This window comes from Crocosphaera sp. Alani8 (genome assembly GCF_038442745.1).
GTDB lineage: Bacteria > Cyanobacteriota > Cyanobacteriia > Cyanobacteriales > Microcystaceae > Crocosphaera.
This window is the reverse complement of record NZ_JARVCN010000088.1, coordinates 20,624-38,816: the sequence shown is the minus strand read 5'-3', so window position 1 is coordinate 38,816 and position 18,193 is coordinate 20,624. Positions and strand designations below refer to the sequence as shown.

The window sequence follows — 18,193 nt, the reverse complement described above, 5'->3', positions numbered from 1 at the left end:
TGGCCTAAGTTTTCGCAGCGAGTGACCCCTGGCTTTTTGAGAAGATACCAAATCTTTGATTATTGTATCCTGCGGGCTACAATATAGTTTATGGAATCCTTTGAGAGAGATGTTCGCACTTATGAAACTGAAGAAGGTTATGTCCCTTTTAATGATTGGTTATCCAGGTTAAAAGACCTCAAGGCTCGCGCTATCATTCGTGCCAGAATTAACCGCATTCGTCTTGGACTATTAGGAGATTGGAAGTCTGTTGGTGATGGTGTTTATGAGTTGAGAATTTCTTATGGTTCAGGCTATCGTATCTACTTTGGACAAGACGGGCAAACTATTATTATTTTACTTTTTGGGGGTGATAAGAAAACACAAAAACAGGATATTTCTCAAGCAAAAATTTATTGGCAAGATTACAGGAGGAGAATTGATGGCTAGAAGTAGAAGTTATCGAGATGATTTACTCAAATCCCTTCAAGATCCAATTGAAGCAGGAGCTTATCTCAACGCAGCCTTATGCGAAGGCAAGGATGTTTTTTTCTTAGCCCTTAAGGATGTAATTGATGCTCAGAAAGGTATGAGCCAACTAGCTAAAGAAATTAATCGTAGTCGAGAAAGTCTTTATAAAACCCTTTCATCTAACGCAAATCCAGAATTTATCGGTATTTACCACATCCTTGAAAGTCTTGGCTATCACATAACGATTACTCCTAATAATCAGGATTATTCAGAAGTAAAAAACAATAAACAGGGAACAATTAGAGTGTCTCAGGAGAAAGAAAAACAAACACAATATTAATAATGTCGGGTGGGTTAGACGGCTATAATTTAAGATAAAACCAGAAAATTATAATCCGTTGTAACCCACTATTTCATTTTAAATAATCCAAACTCACCTTAAATAAATATGGTTAAGTTTAGTGTATGCAGTTTGAATGGAATCCTAGAAAAGCAGAAATTAACCTAAATAAACATGGAGTTTCTTTTAAAGAAAGTGTAACAGTTTTTAATGATGATTTATCGGTTACTTTTCCCGATCCTGATCATTCTTTTGGGGAAATGCGTTATCTTACTATAGGAATATCTAAAGATAATCGTTTATTGGTTATTTCCCACATAGATAGAGACAAACGAATTAGAATTATTAGTGTAAGGTTAGCCACAAAAAAGGAGAGAAAATTTTATGAGTCAGGATTTTAATCAGGAATTAACAGATGATTTACGGGACGAATATGATTTTGATCAAATGCAAGGAGGAGTCAGAGGAAAATATGTTCAAGAGTATCGACAAGGAACGAATTTAGTATTATTAGAACCTGATGTTGCTCAAGCATTCCCTAATGATGAAGCAGTGAATAAAGCATTAAGATTATTAATGGAAATCACTAATCGTCAACAATTAAGTTAAATAGATAATTAATTATATTCGATAATTGTTATTAAAGTAGGGTGAGTTATTGAATAAAATTGCACTAATAATGATATTTGTATCAATAACAATCTTCTTCATTAGCTTTCTTGTAAAAGAGATTCTAAAATTTCAGGAGTCAACCCATTTGCTTGTGCTTCTTGACTACATTTTTCCATGATATCTTCTAAGTAATTTTGATTAGTGATAGCTTCTTTTAACCATATTCCCAACAATAAATCAATCTTTTTTTGTTGGTTTGAATCCATTGCTTTATAGAGGTTTGCCACTTCAGATTCAACTTCTATGTTCAGATTAAGTTTCTCCATTGTTTATTCCTGATAGACGAAACAACTTTGATTATAACATTTTATTTTATAGATTCTTGAGCAGAATTAGTTTGAATCTCAACTAAAGTAATAATTTGATCATAGAGTTGTGCTTTCATTTTATATTTCTCATTATTTAACAAAGTTGTAACGAAGAGGAATTAGTTAATTCTGTTCAATATTTACCTTTATAATTCTTCAATAATAAGGTGCATTACACTTTATTAATGCACCCTACAAAATCTAGTTTGAGATGTGCAAGAGTTTTCTATCAATATTAGCGCGTTTCATCTTTTTTGGGTTACTCTTTTTTCTCATAGATTCCCTTTAACTGGCAAAAATGTTGCTTAACAAAGTTAGAAGTCAAATCTAGATGCTGCTTTGTTGTAATGGCTCGATAACCTTCAGGATGTTTAGCATCTGATAGTAATTCACCATTAATTTCCAGAAATTGAAAAGACTTTCCATCAACGAAAAGCCCTACATTACACCCTCTTATTAACTCTTCATGCCCTTCTATTGGACCAACCAAAACTGTGTAACCTGATTGAAAGTGAAAAACGTCCACAATTTTCATACTAAGGCTCATGATCTTTATTGTCCATTAATGCTGCGTACGTAACTATATCTCATCGAACTAAGAGCCACAATATCTGCATAGGATCAACCTAATAGGTTCTGATTTCCAATCATGAAGTTTTTAACCTGTATTTCCGCTTTAATATTGCCTATTCTATCAAAAAGTATAACTAGAAATCCTAACTCCAAACTACTAAAAACAAACTCAGGTTAACAAAGGTGGGCGTTGCCCACCCAACCAATTAACTAGCAGAAACTTTCAACGTTTTTAAGTCAGTTAAATCTCCTTCTAAAGCTACACCGCGTCCATTATTAGCGAGATGGCGAACAATTTTATAAACCGATTCTACTTCATCGGGAGAACCTGCTTTTGTGGCTAAAGTTGCCATATCTAAAGCCTCAGAGGTTTCTTTAATTACTCCTTGAACTTTGGTTTGTAAGTCCAAAATAGAGGCAGCCATTTTCTTTCCAGCTTCCACTCCAGGCTGATGATAAGCATTAATATTAACCAAAGAAGCATAGAAACTAACTGTCCTTTCATACAAAGCAATTAATGCCCCAACCAGACGGGGATTAACTTGTGGAATAGTAATGGTGATCGAATCTCTATTATTCTCAAATAAAGCTTGTCTGGTTCCTTGTAAAAACCCCGATAAAAAGTCTCCTGATGTTACCCCGGGTTCGATTTCAAAAAGGCTATCTCTCCCATCTTCTAAGACTTCGATAAAGGTAGCAAAAAAGTTAGGAACCCCTTCCCTTAATTGCTGCACATAAGCGTGTTGATCCGTCGATCCTTTGTTTCCGTAAACGGCAATTCCTTGATAAACAGTATTCCCATCGAGATCATTTTCTTTACCCAACGATTCCATCACTAACTGTTGTAAATAGCGACTAAACAACAGCAAACTATCTTTGTAGGGAAGAACTACCATATCCTTTTCTCCCTTACCGTTACCCGAATAATACCAAGCTAAAGCTAATAAAGCAGCCGGGTTGGTTTTGAGATCCTTAACCCTTGTTGCTTCGTCCATTTCCTTCGCCCCTGCTAACATTCCATCAATACTGATTCCCTGTAAAGCAGCCGGTAATAAACCCACGGCTGACAGTTCTGATGTTCTGCCACCAACCCAGTCTTGCATAGGAAACCTAGCTAACCAGTTATCACTGACTGCAACCTGATCCATTTTACTGCCTGGCATGGTGATAGCCACCGCGTGGGGTTCAAAAGCTAACCCTTTGCTTTCGTAGGCGTTTTTCATCTCTAGCATCCCGTTACGGGTTTCTGGGGTTCCTCCAGACTTACTGGTAACAAGAACTAAGGTACTTTTGAGATTATCCCCAATCTTAGCTAAGGTGCGATCGATACCTGCTGGATCGGTATTATCGATAAAATAAATACTCATGGGGGGATGATCGGGGGATAAAGCTTCGGCGACAAACTGCGGTCCCAAGGCTGATCCACCAATACCCACGGAAAGGACATGGGTAAACTTGGTTGCTGTGGGGGGTTTAATGGTTCCTGCGTGGACTTTCTGGACAAATTCGGCAATTTTAGCCAAAGGTTCGGTTATTTCCTTTCTCACCTCATCATTGGGGGCTAATTCTGGGTCCCGTAACCAATAATGTCCCACCATCCGCCCTTCGTCTGGGTTGGCGATCGCCCCATTTTCCAGGGCTTCCATATCTGCAAAAGCTTTTTCAAATTTAGGGGTTAGTTGGGTTACTAAGCCGTCATCGAAGCGCATCCGGCTAATATCAACATAAACACCCAATCCTTCGTGATAGTAAAGCCAATCTTGGTAACGCTGCCATAGTTGTTGTTTATCCATAGGAAATACTGCACAAGTTCTCTACACAGGGGACATTTTCGACAATCCCCCAATTCATCATAGATAGGTTTGCGAGGAAAGTGGGGTTAAGATTTCGTTATTTTTTGTAGAAATGATTATATATTTTGCTTCTTTTTTTTCTTAATTAGATTGTTTTATTTTTCCCTTCAAACCAATATTATTGTCTATTCTTTTGTCAACAGATTATAACAAGGAACTGAGTTCGGAGTTAATTTGTTAAGAAGATATATCCTTGCAAAATTTGTTAAAAATGCGTTAAATTTGAACTTTAATATCTGCATCAGTCCATTTTAAATGAATTTATTAGACCAGACAAAACCAATAATAAGACGAAAGCAAAGGGATCTCTATTGTCAAGAATATCAGTCTTTAGTAAGTCTTTATCTCAAAATTGCCGGAAAAACCGTTTATTCTGGTTTATATAGCTGCTTAGACCAAGTTTGTCTCATTTGGGGCTTAATTGTCGCAGCCATCTTTTTGACGGCTCAATTTTCCCCCATCAGTTGGGTAACTCAAGCGATCGCCTGGTCTATTTTAACCGTAGCCGGAACTTTAGCTATGATGATTCTGACCCACTTTTGGGTCAAACAACGACGACTCAACTGGATACTATACGCTTGGGTTGTCTTGATGGTTGGGGGTGTCACTTTGACTGACTGCGGTATTTTTCTGGGATGGGGTATGATTCTTACCAACCTGTCCCACCTCTGGTTAGGTTTGTGCAGTCTGGGATACGCTATTACGGGGTTGGGGTTAAATTCCCGTGCCTTGTTGTTGGTGAGTTTAGGACATTTATTGGGAATTTTCATCTTACCCTATGTCATGGGCTGGCAATTTTTAGCCACAGCAGGGATTATGGTAGTCAGTTTAGTTATATTAGCAGAGACACAATGGGATATTAATGTCCCCGATACCAAGAGAAATTAATGAGACGATAGATTCATAGATTAATAAAAATTTAATATTTTCGTGAAAACCTTTGTCTTTCTATAGGTTAGAGTCAAAAATAAGGAAACTCTAGGTTAGTAAGATATGTTACAACACGATGTAGTTATTGTGGGCGGTGGTTTAGCGGGATCTCGCGCTGCCCTAGAAATTAAACGCCTCAATCCTAATATTGATGTAGCCGTCGTGGCCAAAACTCACCCCATTCGGGCCCATTCTGTAGCTGCTCAAGGGGGGATCGCAGCCAGCCTCAAAAATGTCGATCCCGAAGATAGTTGGCAGTCTCACGCCTTCGATACAGTTAAAGGTTCGGACTATTTAGCAGATCAAGATGCAGTAGCTTTACTCACCCAACAAGCACCGGATGTAATCGTCGATCTCGAACATTTAGGGGTGTTATTTTCCCGTTTAGAGAATGGGAAAATTGCTCAAAGGGCTTTTGGTGGTCATACCCATAACCGTACCTGTTACGCCGCAGATAAGACCGGTCACGCGATCCTCCATGAGTTGGTCAATAACCTGCGAACCAACGGCGTAAAAATCTACGACGAATGGTATGTGATGAAATTAATCTATGAAGATGGAGAAGCTAAAGGGATCGTCATGTACCATATCGAAGACGGTATCTTGGAAATTATCCAGAGTAAAGTGGTCATGTTCGCGACAGGAGGTTACGGACGAGTCTTTAACACAACTTCCAACGATTTTGCTTCCACAGGGGACGGTTTAGCCATGTCTGCGATCGCAGGGATACCTTTAGAAGACATGGAGTTTGTACAGTTTCACCCCACAGGATTATATCCCGTTGGGGTGCTAATTTCCGAAGCAGTGAGAGGGGAAGGGGCTTACCTTATTAACAGCGAAGGACGGCGGTTTATGGAAGATTATGCCCCCTCGCGCATGGAACTCGCCCCCCGCGATATCACTTCTCGGGCTATTACCCTAGAAATACGCGCCGGTCGAGGGGTGCATCCCGATGGTAGTTCGGGTGGTCCCTTTGTTTATCTGGATCTGCGCCACATGGGGGAAGAAAAGATCATGAGTCGGGTTCCCTTTTGTTGGGAGGAAGCACACCGTCTAGTGGGGGTTAACGCAGTTTATGAACCCATGCCGGTACGTCCCACGGCACATTATTGTATGGGAGGGATACCAGTCAATACTCAAGGAAGAGTTAGGTTAAGCGGCGATCGCCTTACAGAAGGCTTTTTCGCAGCAGGGGAATGCGCTTGTGTGTCGGTACACGGGGCTAACCGTTTGGGTAGTAACTCTTTATTAGAATGTGTGGTTTATGGCAAAATTACAGGGGAAAATATTGCTTCTTATGTCCAAGATCGTAAGTTTTCGGACTTCGATGAGGAGATTTATTTAGAACAAGCAAAACAGAATATTTCTAGTCTCTTAAATAGAGGAGGAAGCATCCGCATTGGGTCATTACGTCAAGAGTTTCAAGACAGCATGGCCGAACACTGTGGAGTATTTCGTACTGAAGAATTAATGCAGGAGGGAATAGACAAAATTCAACAATTTAAGGCTAGATACCAGGACGTTTATCTTGATGATAAAGAAAGTTGTTGGAATACGGAGTTAATCGAAGCGATGGAATTACGGAATATTATGGTAGTAGGAGAAATGATTTTAACTTCTGCTTTGAACCGTAAAGAAAGTCGCGGGGCCCATTCCCGAGAAGATTATACAAAACGGGATGATCCTAACTTTTTGAAGCATACTCTAGCTTATTATTCTCCTGCTGGTTTAGACATTCAGTATATGGATGTGGTGCTTGATATGTTTGAGCCAAAAGAAAGAAAATATTAGAGAATTAGCTTCAATTGGACACAAAGTCCTCGTAATCAATTACGAGGGCTTAATTTTTGTTTTTTTGTGAAAATAAGCCTATCATTTGATTTTAAAAACTAAGTTTTAAATAATTTTTAACCTTGTGTTAATATAAGTAGTTATATCTATTATGATAAGCATATAGGTAAGCTTATTTTTACATAGTTGTATCTTGTTGGAGATAATCAATGAAATATGAATTAGAACACGAAGCAAAAACCTTTGGAGATTGGGCTTATGTAGCGGTTGCTAAACACTATAATAAATTCTTATCCCATGAATTAGCTGTATTGGAAGATAAAGATCCTGAAGAACTGCATCAAATGCGTGTGGGTATGCGACGCTTAAGGAGTGCTATTAATGGCTTTAGTATTGCTTTAAGTTTGCCTCAAAATGCACAACCCAAAAAAGTAGGTAAAATTGCCAAAATTTTAGGAAATTTACGAGACTTAGATGTTTTGACAGATAGTTTAGAAAATCAATATTATCCTCATCTACCAAAAAAAGATCAGAAACAGTTAAAACAAGCATTATCTATTTTAGAAAAACAACGAAAAAAAGTTTTTAAGGAAGTAAAGTCTACCTTAAATAGTCAAAATTATTCTGATTTAAAACAAGCTTTTGATCATTGGTTAAACCATCCACATTATCATGATATTGCTCAAGTTTCTATGGAGTTTATTTTAGCAGACCTACTCTTACCAGAAGTGAGTCAATTAATGTTGTATCCAGGATGGTTAGTAGGGTTTAAAGTTGAATCGCAAGGAAGTAATTTTTCAGCACAGCTATCTCAAAAAGAAGTAGAGTCGTTATTAGATAAAAATGAATTAGTTTTACACGATTTAAGAAAAGTAGCCAAACGAACCCGTTATAATATGGAGTTATTCAGTCAGTTTTATAGCGAAAATTATGAAACTTATCTCAAAGATATAAAAAATATCCAAACCATTTTAGGTGATATTCAAGATAGCTTTGTTTTGTGCGAGTTTCTCAACAATATTTTTGACAAAAATATTCTCAACAAGATGCCAGCTTTTTCCAACATATTACAAGAAAATCGTTATCATAAATGGCAAGAATGGGAGGGATTACAGCAAAAATTCTTTAATTCTGAAATTCGTAAAAACTTTCATCTTACTATTTTAGACCCTTCTATTATTCAATCTAGTCCACAAGAATCTGATAAAGGGATAGAGGAAATAGTGTCTACAAATGTTTCAGATTAACACTAAAACTTTACCAACTTGTAACGAAAATTAAATAATTATCAACTAATATTTTCTCGGTTTATAATATCTCAAAAATCAGGTTATGATATTTACCAAGGAAATTTTTTGTCAATTTTTTCCTTATTTAACAGTAAGGTGTGGCATGGGGAGATGAAAATGATATTATCAGGAATGCCATGAAAGTTATCCCCTCAATTTTGATTGTTGTTAGCGTCATTTTATTTGCTCCTAAAGCTGTTTCTCAGGTTCTTCGTTCCTCTGATTTTAACACTTCAGCAACCACATCTAGTGAAGATTTAGCAGGGGTTGAACCCAGAACCATAGAAGATTGGAATTGGGGAGTTGGTGGTGAGTTTCCTCAACCTCAAGAATCTACTCCCCTAAATTCTCGGAATTTTGACCTAGATTTGTACGAGACTAGGGTTAGAAGACTTAACGAAGCTTACGAGGATGCAGACTATAATATGGGGGATTATCAACGTCCTACTAGTCGTTTTCCAGTGGTTGATTTTTAATTGTGTTAAGAAAGAAGATTTTGCATATCTTGCTCTCGATATTGCAGTCTTTCAATTAATAACTTAACAATAAATTTGTGGAACGCTGATGCTAGTTTTGGTTCCTCTATTTCCATGCGTTTAAAAGCATGACTTGAGAAGAAATAGACAGAACTATGTTCATCAGCGATCACAGAAGCAGAATGGTTGGACTGACTATAAAATCCCATTTCACCAATAATGGTTTCACTTTTATAGGTTCGTAAACATTTAGTTTTATTGGGTGCGATTTCTTTAATAACACTAAGTTGTCCTGATTCTAAAAAATACATCCCTAAACTTAATTGTCCCTGACTAAATAATAACTCTCCTGGTGATAATTTAAATGGTCTAAGATAACTAATCAGTTTAGTAACATCTACAGAAGGGGGAAAATAGTTCCTCAATTGTGCTTCTAGTAGTTGACAACTTTTGTAGGTAGGATAATATTTTTCGAGGGTTTTTTCTTCACACCAAGCTAAACCAATATTTTTTTCTTTAAAAATATGAATAGAACTGTCTTTCAGTCCAACTTTTTTTTGTAACTTTTTTTTATCCTTTTTTGCCAAATTGGTGAGTATCAAAATAATGGAATAACTTTTAAGCAATTGTTTTATTTTGATAAAGTTAATTAAAGCAGAAGAATCTAATCCATTAACCACACGGAAATCTAACAAGACGAATTTAATAGAAGCTTGGTTAACATCAGATAAACGGTTACGAATAGTATTAAATAATTGATTAGCGGTTCCAAAAAATAACCAGCCTTGCAATTCTAAAGTATAAACACTGTCTCCATACTTTTTAATAATTTTGGTTTCTAAAAATGAACGTTGTACATGGGAAGAAGAGTTACACAAAGAGGAAACATTCTTAACGATACTGAGACGACTGGATTTAATAACAAACAGTATCATCGCTACAATAAGCCCGACAATAATACCTTGCAGTAATCCTAAAAAGCCGATAGAAATGACAATTAATAAAACTAAAAAATAATCGCTTTTTGATAAATTATGCCAGCCGTCATAAAGCCATTCTACTAAAAAATTTAACCCTAAAAATAAAGTCAATCCTCCGATCAAAACTTCAGGTAACAAAGATAAAACTGACATCCCTCCAAACAAAGCTAAAGCACAAAACCCACTCAATAACCAACCCACAACACGACTAGAAGCACCTAAACGATGATTAAGAACAGAACGACTTAATGATACATAACTGGTTAAACCTCCTCCCATTAACCCAGATAGAATATTGGCAATTCCAGTTATTTTTAACTCGTGATTAAGGGCAATATCTTTTTCTAATGCTACCTCAATACCACTAATATTTAGTAGCAGTCCTATAACTCCTAAAAGAATCATAGAAAACATATTCGGCAGGTAATTAAATACCAAAGATAAATTAGCGTTTTTTAAGCTATCAAAAGTCAAACCGGGTAAAGACATATTTTGCTGTATGGGTTCCATTAATAATCCCATTTCTCTGGCTTCATCGATAGAAATTCCCGTTACGCCTAAAAATAGATAGAAACAAATTACTGTCAAAAACATAATAGATGGTAACACTAAAAAATGTCGCCAGAAACGGAGTATTATTACTAATAAAAAAGCAAAAATAAACTCAGGTATCCAGAGAAATAAAATATCCCTAGAAAATAATTCTCCTAAGTTATTAAAGCTGATTTCAAGTCCCGCATAATTCTTAATGACAGTTGCCACTAATAACCAACCTGTTCCTGCTAAAAAACCACCAATTACCGGAAAAGGAACATAGCGAACTAAATTACCTAAACGAAAAAAACCGAGAGTAAAAAAAACAATTCCACTGAGTATTCCAGTCAGAATAATGATTACAATTAATGTCAATACAGTCGTCTCTATATTATCAAGAGATGATTGGGCTATAATGGTACTAGCAATAACACTTAAAATAGCAACAGGTGGTTCTTGAATGGAGGGAATAATGCCAGGCAGTGATGTTCTTGAAGCAATAAATAATGCTGTAACAATGTTACTAACTAAAATTAAACCAATACCAATAGAAATGTAGGGAGATAAAGAATCTGCGAAAATTAAATGACTGCAAGAAACAGCCCAAATAATGGAAATAGTAGCACCTATCAAACTCGCAGTAAAACTAGAAAAAAAACGTAGAGGGTGGAATTCTTTTTCAATGAAGGTAAAAACATTTGAAAAATAACGAGAATGCAACATAATTTTTAAATATTAATTTTATAAACTTTGGTGGATCATTATAACCCATATCTTTCTTCTCCAGTAAATTTCAATTTCATCAAGGGTTAATTTTTTGTAATAATACGCGGTAAACAGGTTGATTTTTATTGAGGGTTGCAACTTCTCTTTCCGTAGCAATGGGAAAAGGATTTTCTGGGAACCAAGTTTCTTGATGTTGTTGTTGAAAACTAGAATTAACAAGAAAATTATCTACCATTTCTTCAGCAACTTCTTTAACATCTGATTGTAAAAAAACTGAACCATTTTCGACTAAATGAGTAGCGATCGCCTGGACTAAATCTGGTTGTACTACTCGTCTTTTTTGGTGACTACGTTTGAACCAAGGATCAGGAAATTGAATAGTCACACAGTTTAAAATATTAGGGGGTAAAGATGTTAATATTGTGTCAATATAAAGGTTAATATTACAAAAGAGAAAACTAACATTAGGTAATTGCAAGCGATCGCATTGTTGATTAGCTTCAATAACCAAAGGTTCTCTAATTTCTATGCCCAAAAAATTCATTTTAGGGTACAATGGAGCCATGTTTAACAGGAATTTTCCCCTTCCACAACCAATGTCTAAATGAAGGGGTTGATCAGGACTGGAATACACAGTATACCACTTTGGTAAGATTATAGGTTGACTATATTTTGCACTCAAAGGGTTAACGTGTTGACGGACACGGACTCTTGCCAAAATTAAACTCTCCTATTTATGCTGACAGTAAAAGTGTGCTTTAGTTAAGAAATTTTTGAGATGAACTTTCGCTTTGCTATTATCAGTGATCCCCATATAGCGGTTCCCCGAACCATTCCCAATCATGCTAATCGTTTTCATCTAGTGGAAGTTAGTATTCTTGCTTTAGAGAAAGTATTAAAGCACTTAGAACAGCTTAACCTAGATTTTTTGCTTTTCCCAGGGGATTTAACCCAAGACGGGGAAATAGACAATCATGAGTGGTTAGCTAGAAGATTGCGATCGCTACCTTTTCCTGTGTTTGTCGTTCCAGGTAATCACGATGTTCCCAGTGTTGAACCCACAAACCTTAAGATTGGGTTGCACCAATTTCCCAGTTATTATGATCATTGCGGTTATAAAAATCAGCAAATGTATTATACCCAAGAAATTATACCAGGAGTAAGAATTATTGGTCTAAATTCTAATCAGTTTAACGAGGAAGGGAAACAGTTGGGTTGTTTAGATAATGAACAATTAACTTGGTTAGAAAATTTATTACCCCAAATAAAAGACGAATTACTTTTAGTGATGATTCATCATAATGTAATTGAGCATTTGCCGGATCAAAGGACCCATGAATTAGGGAAAAGGTATATGTTAAATAATGCTCCCTTGTTACTTAAAATGTTGAAGTCGGTAAACTGTAAACTAATTTTCACAGGACACCTTCATGTGCAGGACATTGCTTATGATCAAGGAATTTATGAGATTACAACCGGTTCATTAGTAAGTTACCCTCATCCTTATCGTATCATCGAAGTGCAACAACCAATTAAAGGTTCATTGAGTCTTAATGTCACCTCTCATCGGGTCAAAAATGTACCAGGATGGGAAAATTTAGAAGACATTTCTCGCAAATGGTTAGGCGATCGCTCATTTCCTTTTATGGTGAAATTGTTAACAGCATCCCCTTTGAAAATATCCCAACAAGAAGCAGAAAAACTAGCCCCATATTTACGATACTTTTGGTCAGATGTTGCCGCAGGAGACGGGGTTTTTGATTTCCCTGATTTCCCTCCTCAAATTCGTGATTATTTTCGTAGATTTGGTGCCATTAAACCCGATGGGACAGAGGCTAAAATTGATAATAAAGTAACCCTTAATTTATAACATTAACTTCACTTTAAACTGAGTGCAGTTTTTCTACAAAGTTCAACATTTGAGCAATGGCAAAGTTATTAGCTAGAATTAGGCAATAGTAAGTACGGAAGCAGACATGGCTTCAATTATTTATAAATGGTCCATAAATGAATGGCACGAACTGGTGGACACTGGAATCTTAGAAGGTAAACCAGTTGAACTTTTGGAAGGAGATATCATCGAGATGAGTCCAGAAGGAATCGAGCATAGCTACACTAATCAATCTGTAAGCGATTATCTGAGATATTTGTTTAAAGAACAGGCGCAAGTAAGAGATTCTCATCCAATAACTTTAGATAATTCAGAACCAGAACCAGATATCGCTATGGTTCGACTACCTGAAACTATCTATCGTAATCATCACCCCTACCCTCAAGATATATATTGGTTGATCGAAGTATCCAATAACACCCTGCAAAAAGATTTAGAACAGAAAATGATTACCTACGCTCGTAATAGTATCCCTGAATATTGGGTAATTGATTTGAAAAACAAAAAGTTAATTGTTCATACTCAACTGCAAAACAACCGTTACTCACAAGTTACTGAATTGAAATCAGGAACAATTGCATCTCAAGCATTCCCTGATATAGAGATTGATCTAGAAAAATTGCTGCTGTACTGAGGTTGCAGTTGATAATTTTTGATTTTGTCTGCTTTTCCTGACACCAAACTCAGATTCAACTAGGGTTGAGCAGAATTTCCAGAAACAGTCCACCAAGCTAACCCATAAGGTTGACTTGCTTCATTGACTTGTTGTTTATACTGTACCCGTATTTTGTAGTTACCCGTAGCAAGAACAGGACAAAAAATATGCTCAGTATTATCCACCTTACTAACGGAACGACAGACGCTTTCGGTGCTATTGGTGGAATTTGTCGGCATTAGGTAGAGATCCAAGTTATTTAGTCCCCGATCCTCAAAACTTTCTCCGAGATCGTATTGTTTATTATTATTTTTGTCCTTGAGTTCTACCAATCTATCCCATACTAGAGTAATGGCAACATAACTGTTTTCCTGTAGGGGTTGATCGATAACATAGTCTTTATGATTATTATTGGTGACGGTTTCGTAATCCCAACCCAACGCCGGCACTGGATTTTCCGGTTTCCATTGACCTGCGCTAAACTGTTGATAAGCTCGCAACGCATTTAGATGTCCTACTCCCATTTGTATGTCCACGGGAATTTCAGGGTTGCTGTAAGCATCGGAATTAAACCAGTTGTAATGGGATTTACTAAAAATAGTACGCATCATCCCCAATAACAAACCGTTTCCAGAATCTTCTATCTTATCAGCAGAATTGAGCAACACCGCTTTATTAACTTGATGACGACGAGAGTCTACACTCCAGTTAGGTTGTTGGGTTCGGAGTTGGCGATCGCCGAATTCTTGCAGCAACGCCACCGATGCAGTAATGTGAGGGGCGGCAAAGCTAGTTCCACTCACCTTCTGCACCGTTCCCGCTAGATCATAGACAGCAACTTTGCTACCCGGGGCAACTAAATTAATCGCCCGTCTGGGACCAACATTGATTTCCCGTTTAATCAAACTACGACCAATACCCACAGGAAGTGCGCTGAGGTTAGCAAAATCGACTTTTGAATAGATTTGCCCCTGTTTGGTGCTGTAAGCGGTGGTAATGCCGTTATAGTGGTCTGTTGGAATGGGAATACCACCCCTTCCCTGGTTACCAGCAATCACATACAGGGTATCGTGAACCCGCGATGACCAGTCGATACATTGGGTTAAATGTGCGTTCCCATCTAGCTTTGCATCCATGCGACCATCTTGGGTGAGGGATTCTCCAAAACTAAAGTTAATCGCCCTGACATCTCCGCTATTTTGTTGGGCAATGTGCTGACTGGCCAGACATTCTTGGGGTTGACCACCTCCTTTGATGGCACCGATGGCAGAGGCGTATAATCGAGCATCTGGGGCGACTCCTGGCAATTTTTTATCTTGACTCACCATCACCGTTGCTACCATTGCTGCATGGTTGTCTAGGTTGCCGTTGGACTTGACTGCTCGGTTTTGGTAGTATACCCCTGCCAGGTTAAAGGTGGGACTCCAGGCCGCTATTTTATCAAAACCGAAGACACCAGGCCGTCCGATTTCTACTTGTCCAATAGCGATTTTTTTTCCTGTTAAATTAAGAGGTTGTTGATGTAAACGATTAGCATAAATTCCAGTTTCTCCTATGGAAGTGTTTAAAGCAAAACTAGGAGTGATAATCCCTGTAATAGTTGTTAAACTACTGATTACCCAAGCAACGGTTTTTTTCATCTATGATATGTTAATTATTTTTTTGAGTTCTTCCTATTTTATACAAAATAAATCAAATTTTAGCTATAAAAATTTCCTAAAGAAAATCTAAAATAGAGAATGTATAATTATGATTTAGATTAATCCTTGCTTTTTTAATAAATCATCAATCCAAATTTGTTCATTTTCAGACACATCCTCTAAGATTTGTTTTTGATAATTAATAGCTAAATCATAACTTCCTCTTTCATAAATACCGTGTAATAAGTCTTGTAATGGGATGCAAAGTTCTTGATCTTCTGATTTTAATGGTAAGGGAATAGAAGGAATTTGTTGTACTAAATCAAAGGCGTAAAGTTCTGCTTTTGGGCGGCGATCGCTTCTACTAATAACAATACGATAATCTAACCTAATTGTGTCATCTATATTCATGGGCATGATTTCACCTTTTCTCAATAAATCTATTTCGATTAAGTGAGTTAAACTCATTAATACTTGTTATCTTTTTCTTAGATATTTATTTCTTCCTTCTCCCGGTTTTTTATTCTTGGGTGATAAAATTTCAATCACTGTTACCAATTCTTGAGTTTCTACATTTTTAACTTGCAAATACCATTCTTTGATGGTTTCTGGTTGAGGAAGAGAGATCGTTAAGGGTTCAACTTTTGGGGGTGCAACCGCAACATTAGACGGTGTTTTAGTTAGCTTTGAACTAGGAGTAAATACAACATTGTCAGGAATACCCACTAATTCTAAAGTGTCATCATTATCGGTTTCTGTGTAAACTCTTTGTTCCATATACATACGAGATTTGGGGCGCAAAATTGGGTTCATGTAATCAGCTATGGCAACAATTAAATGAGTGTGAACTTGTGACCAAATTTGAGGAAGTTCTAAATGAGGGTTCATTCCAGGAAAAGGGGAAGGCATAATTATCTCCTTAGTTAATTGATTTATTTATGGTCTATTTTATTAAATATTTTCATCGCTTAAGATAACATCTTCATAAATTAATTCAACGGGACAATTAAAGTCAATTGATTCTAATCTCACTTCTTCATTTTCGTTAAAACTGTGCAATTCCCAAACCCCTTGATCATTGATACGAAAACACTCAATTATTTTTTGATCAGTACTAACTAAAACATATTCTTTTAGGGTTTCAATCTGCCGATAATTTCTAAATTTTTTCCCTCGCTCAAATCCTTCGGTACTTGGAGAAAGCACTTCAATAATCAAACAAGGATATTGCAGAAACTTGATTGCTTTTTTATCTCTTTCGTCACAACTGACAACTACATCAGGATAATGATAAGGACCCTTTTCTGATAGTTGTACTTTAACATCGTTAATTTGAATTTTACATCCTTTATTCCTGAGATGATTTTTTAGCGTAGAAGCTAAGTTCAAAGCAATAGTATTATGGGGAATAGTTCCCCCTGTCATAGCATAAACCTCCCCATCCATATATTCATATTTCAGGGGTTGTTTTTCCTCCCATTCCAGATATTCGTCGGGAGACATATAACAATGTTCTTTTGCTACAACCATCTTTAAACCCCATTAATTAACTGATAACCGATAATCGATTATTGGTAACCGAAATAACAGAATCTAATGCTTCCAAAGCGCGGTCGCGATATTTTCCGTATCGTTCCCTTTTATTACGAATTCTGACCGATAAATCCGGTAAAATACCAAAGTTAGGCGGCATAGGTTGAAAGTGTTTTGGGGAAGCACTGCTGATAAACTCGAATAATGCACCCATCATCATGGTAGAAGGTAGAGTAATGGGTTCTAAACCCAATGCTACCCTAGCGGCATTAGTTCCAGCTAACCATCCCCCGGCTGCCGCTGCGGTGTAACCTTCTGTCCCGATTAATTGTCCTGCTGCCAAGAGAGTGGGACGGTTGCTAAACTGTAAAGTGGCTTCGAGTAGCTGAGGAGAATTGATAAAAGTGTTGCGGTGCATCACACCCATGCGAACAAACTCGGCGTTTTCTAAACCAGGAATGAGACGAAACACCCGCTTTTGTTCCCCCCATTTCAAATTAGTTTGAAACCCTACCATATTCCAGAGTTTACCCTGTTTATCTTCCTGTCGTAGTTGCACCACAGCGTAGGGACGTTTTTCTTTATTTTCCGGATCACGAAAATCTCCCAACCTTGCATCAAATAAACCCACCGGTTTCAATGGTCCATAACGCATTGTATCTTCCCCCCGTTGGGCTAATTCTTCGATGGGTAAACATCCTTCGAAAAATTTGGCAGTTTCTCGCTCAAATTCTTTTAATTCCGCTTGCTGGGCTGCACAAAGTTCCCCACGAAACTGTAAATATTGTTCTGAGTTGAGGGGACAGTTAAGATAGGCAGCTTCCCCCTTATCGTAACGGGAGGCCAAAAAAGCGATGTCTTGGTTGATGGAGTCCCCGACAATTATCGGACTGGCTGCGTCGAAAAAGCTCATATAAGCCATGCCAGTGAACTGTTGTAACTTTTCTGCCAAAATAGGGGAAGTAAGGGGTCCAGTCGCTAAAATAACGATGCCATCTGAGGGTATTTCCTGTACTTCTGAGCGTCTTAGTTCGATTAAAGGATGAGTTGCTAGGGTTTGGGTTAATTGTTCGCTAAACACCCCTCTATCCACCGCTAAAGCCCCACCTGCAGGAACAGCGTGTTTATCTGCGGTTTGGATGATAACGGAATTGAGACGACGTAATTCTTCATGGAGAAGGCCCGCCGCGCGATCGCTGGACATAGCACCAAAGGAGTTACTACAGACCAATTCAGCTAATTCTTGGCTATGATGGGCAGGACTTCTGCGAATAGGACGCATTTCGTGCAACGTCACAGGAATGCCAGCTTGTGCTACTTGCCAGGCTGCTTCGGTTCCAGCTAACCCTCCACCAATTACTTGAACTTTTGTGCTTGAAGATGTCATCAATTAGGTCTTAGTTTCGTTTTTGTACTTTTATTTTAAGTAGTTGGACATAAGTGTAGTTAACTGTCTTAAGAAATGTAAATCAACCTCCCTGCTCCCTGCTCCCCAAACCCCACACCTCAAACAAGTAAGCTTTCCATTTACTGAATTTTATTGTTTCAAGGT

Annotated in this window: 18 protein-coding genes and 1 pseudogene; 10 read left to right on the top strand and 9 right to left on the bottom strand. The window is 37.4% G+C overall.

The features are described 5' to 3' along the window. Window positions 1–90: 90 nt before the first annotated feature. The 4 genes from P9B04_RS06645 to P9B04_RS06630 all read left to right on the top strand — a co-directional run bounded on the left by P9B04_RS06645 (window position 91) and on the right by P9B04_RS06630 (window position 1,399). The gene (locus P9B04_RS06645) at window positions 91–429 is read left to right on the top strand and encodes a type II toxin-antitoxin system RelE/ParE family toxin (RefSeq protein WP_342054209.1); all 339 of its coding nucleotides are present in this window, start codon (window positions 91–93) and stop codon (window positions 427–429) included. Further along, window positions 422–790 carry an addiction module antidote protein gene (locus P9B04_RS06640; RefSeq protein ID WP_342054208.1) on the top strand — a complete coding sequence of 123 codons (369 nt, stop codon included), beginning with the start codon at window positions 422–424 and terminating at the stop codon, window positions 788–790. The genes P9B04_RS06645 and P9B04_RS06640 overlap by 8 nt, the downstream gene beginning before the upstream one ends. Window positions 791–915: 125 nt before the next feature. Beyond that, on the top strand, window positions 916–1,191 hold the full coding sequence (locus tag P9B04_RS06635) for a BrnT family toxin (RefSeq protein ID WP_342054207.1): 276 nt from the start codon (window positions 916–918) through the stop codon (window positions 1,189–1,191). Further along, window positions 1,175–1,399, top strand: a complete 225-nt coding sequence (locus P9B04_RS06630; protein ID WP_342054206.1) for a hypothetical protein — start codon at window positions 1,175–1,177, stop codon at window positions 1,397–1,399. The genes P9B04_RS06635 and P9B04_RS06630 overlap by 17 nt, the downstream gene beginning before the upstream one ends. Before the next feature lie 101 nt (window positions 1,400–1,500). On the opposite strand, the gene P9B04_RS06625 is transcribed toward P9B04_RS06630, so the two are convergent. The 3 genes from P9B04_RS06625 to P9B04_RS06615 form a co-directional block, all read right to left on the bottom strand. Further along, a complete protein-coding gene (locus P9B04_RS06625; RefSeq protein WP_342054205.1) occupies window positions 1,501–1,728 on the bottom strand; it encodes a hypothetical protein in 228 nt (75 codons plus the stop codon). A gap of 301 nt (window positions 1,729–2,029) precedes the next feature. Further along, window positions 2,030–2,305 (bottom strand): hypothetical protein, encoded by a 276-nt coding sequence (locus tag P9B04_RS06620; protein WP_342054204.1) that lies wholly within the window; start codon window positions 2,303–2,305, stop codon window positions 2,030–2,032. Between the two features lie 244 nt (window positions 2,306–2,549). Beyond that, the gene (locus P9B04_RS06615) at window positions 2,550–4,136 is read right to left on the bottom strand and encodes a glucose-6-phosphate isomerase (RefSeq protein WP_342054203.1); all 1,587 of its coding nucleotides are present in this window, start codon (window positions 4,134–4,136) and stop codon (window positions 2,550–2,552) included. 315 nt (window positions 4,137–4,451) lie between these two features. Between P9B04_RS06615 and P9B04_RS06610 the strand changes: the two genes are divergently transcribed. The 4 genes from P9B04_RS06610 to P9B04_RS06595 all read left to right on the top strand — a co-directional run bounded on the left by P9B04_RS06610 (window position 4,452) and on the right by P9B04_RS06595 (window position 8,682). After that, a complete protein-coding gene (locus P9B04_RS06610) occupies window positions 4,452–5,084 on the top strand; it encodes a hypothetical protein (protein ID WP_342054202.1) in 633 nt (210 codons plus the stop codon). 105 nt (window positions 5,085–5,189) lie between these two features. Further along, a complete protein-coding gene (locus P9B04_RS06605; protein ID WP_342054201.1) occupies window positions 5,190–6,917 on the top strand; it encodes a succinate dehydrogenase/fumarate reductase flavoprotein subunit in 1,728 nt (575 codons plus the stop codon). Between the two features lie 209 nt (window positions 6,918–7,126). Next, window positions 7,127–8,164 (top strand): CHAD domain-containing protein, encoded by a 1,038-nt coding sequence (locus tag P9B04_RS06600; RefSeq protein ID WP_342054200.1) that lies wholly within the window; start codon window positions 7,127–7,129, stop codon window positions 8,162–8,164. A 140-nt stretch (window positions 8,165–8,304) separates the two neighbouring features. Then, window positions 8,305–8,682 (top strand): hypothetical protein, encoded by a 378-nt coding sequence (locus P9B04_RS06595; protein WP_342054199.1) that lies wholly within the window; start codon window positions 8,305–8,307, stop codon window positions 8,680–8,682. A gap of 5 nt (window positions 8,683–8,687) precedes the next feature. Here the strand turns inward: P9B04_RS06595 and P9B04_RS06590 are convergent, their stop codons facing one another. Further along, complete coding sequence (locus P9B04_RS06590) at window positions 8,688–10,919, bottom strand: SulP family inorganic anion transporter (RefSeq protein WP_342054198.1); 2,232 nt, start codon at window positions 10,917–10,919, stop codon at window positions 8,688–8,690. Between the two features lie 79 nt (window positions 10,920–10,998). Then, window positions 10,999–11,640, bottom strand: coding sequence for a tRNA (guanosine(46)-N7)-methyltransferase TrmB (gene trmB, locus P9B04_RS06585; RefSeq protein WP_342054197.1), 642 nt, complete (start codon window positions 11,638–11,640; stop codon window positions 10,999–11,001). Window positions 11,641–11,700: 60 nt separating this feature from the next. Between trmB and P9B04_RS06580 the strand changes: the two genes are divergently transcribed. Together P9B04_RS06580 and P9B04_RS06575 are read left to right on the top strand one after the other, a co-directional pair. Continuing rightward, the gene (locus P9B04_RS06580) at window positions 11,701–12,792 is read left to right on the top strand and encodes a metallophosphoesterase family protein (RefSeq protein WP_342054196.1); all 1,092 of its coding nucleotides are present in this window, start codon (window positions 11,701–11,703) and stop codon (window positions 12,790–12,792) included. A 106-nt stretch (window positions 12,793–12,898) separates the two neighbouring features. Continuing rightward, a complete protein-coding gene (locus P9B04_RS06575) occupies window positions 12,899–13,447 on the top strand; it encodes a Uma2 family endonuclease (protein WP_342054195.1) in 549 nt (182 codons plus the stop codon). A gap of 59 nt (window positions 13,448–13,506) precedes the next feature. Here P9B04_RS06575 and P9B04_RS06570 read toward each other — a convergent pair whose 3' ends face one another. From P9B04_RS06570 to trmFO, 4 genes and pseudogenes are all read right to left on the bottom strand, one after another. Continuing rightward, on the bottom strand, window positions 13,507–15,108 hold the full coding sequence (locus P9B04_RS06570; RefSeq protein WP_342054194.1) for a S8 family serine peptidase: 1,602 nt from the start codon (window positions 15,106–15,108) through the stop codon (window positions 13,507–13,509). Window positions 15,109–15,222: 114 nt separating this feature from the next. Further along, window positions 15,223–15,996: pseudogene (locus tag P9B04_RS06565) on the bottom strand (DUF4058 family protein). Between the two features lie 63 nt (window positions 15,997–16,059). Then, the gene (locus P9B04_RS06560; protein WP_342054193.1) at window positions 16,060–16,638 is read right to left on the bottom strand and encodes a Uma2 family endonuclease; all 579 of its coding nucleotides are present in this window, start codon (window positions 16,636–16,638) and stop codon (window positions 16,060–16,062) included. 16 nt (window positions 16,639–16,654) lie between these two features. After that, window positions 16,655–18,028 (bottom strand): FADH(2)-oxidizing methylenetetrahydrofolate--tRNA-(uracil(54)-C(5))-methyltransferase TrmFO, encoded by a 1,374-nt coding sequence (gene trmFO, locus P9B04_RS06555; protein ID WP_342054192.1) that lies wholly within the window; start codon window positions 18,026–18,028, stop codon window positions 16,655–16,657. Between the last annotated feature and the right edge of the window lie 165 nt (window positions 18,029–18,193).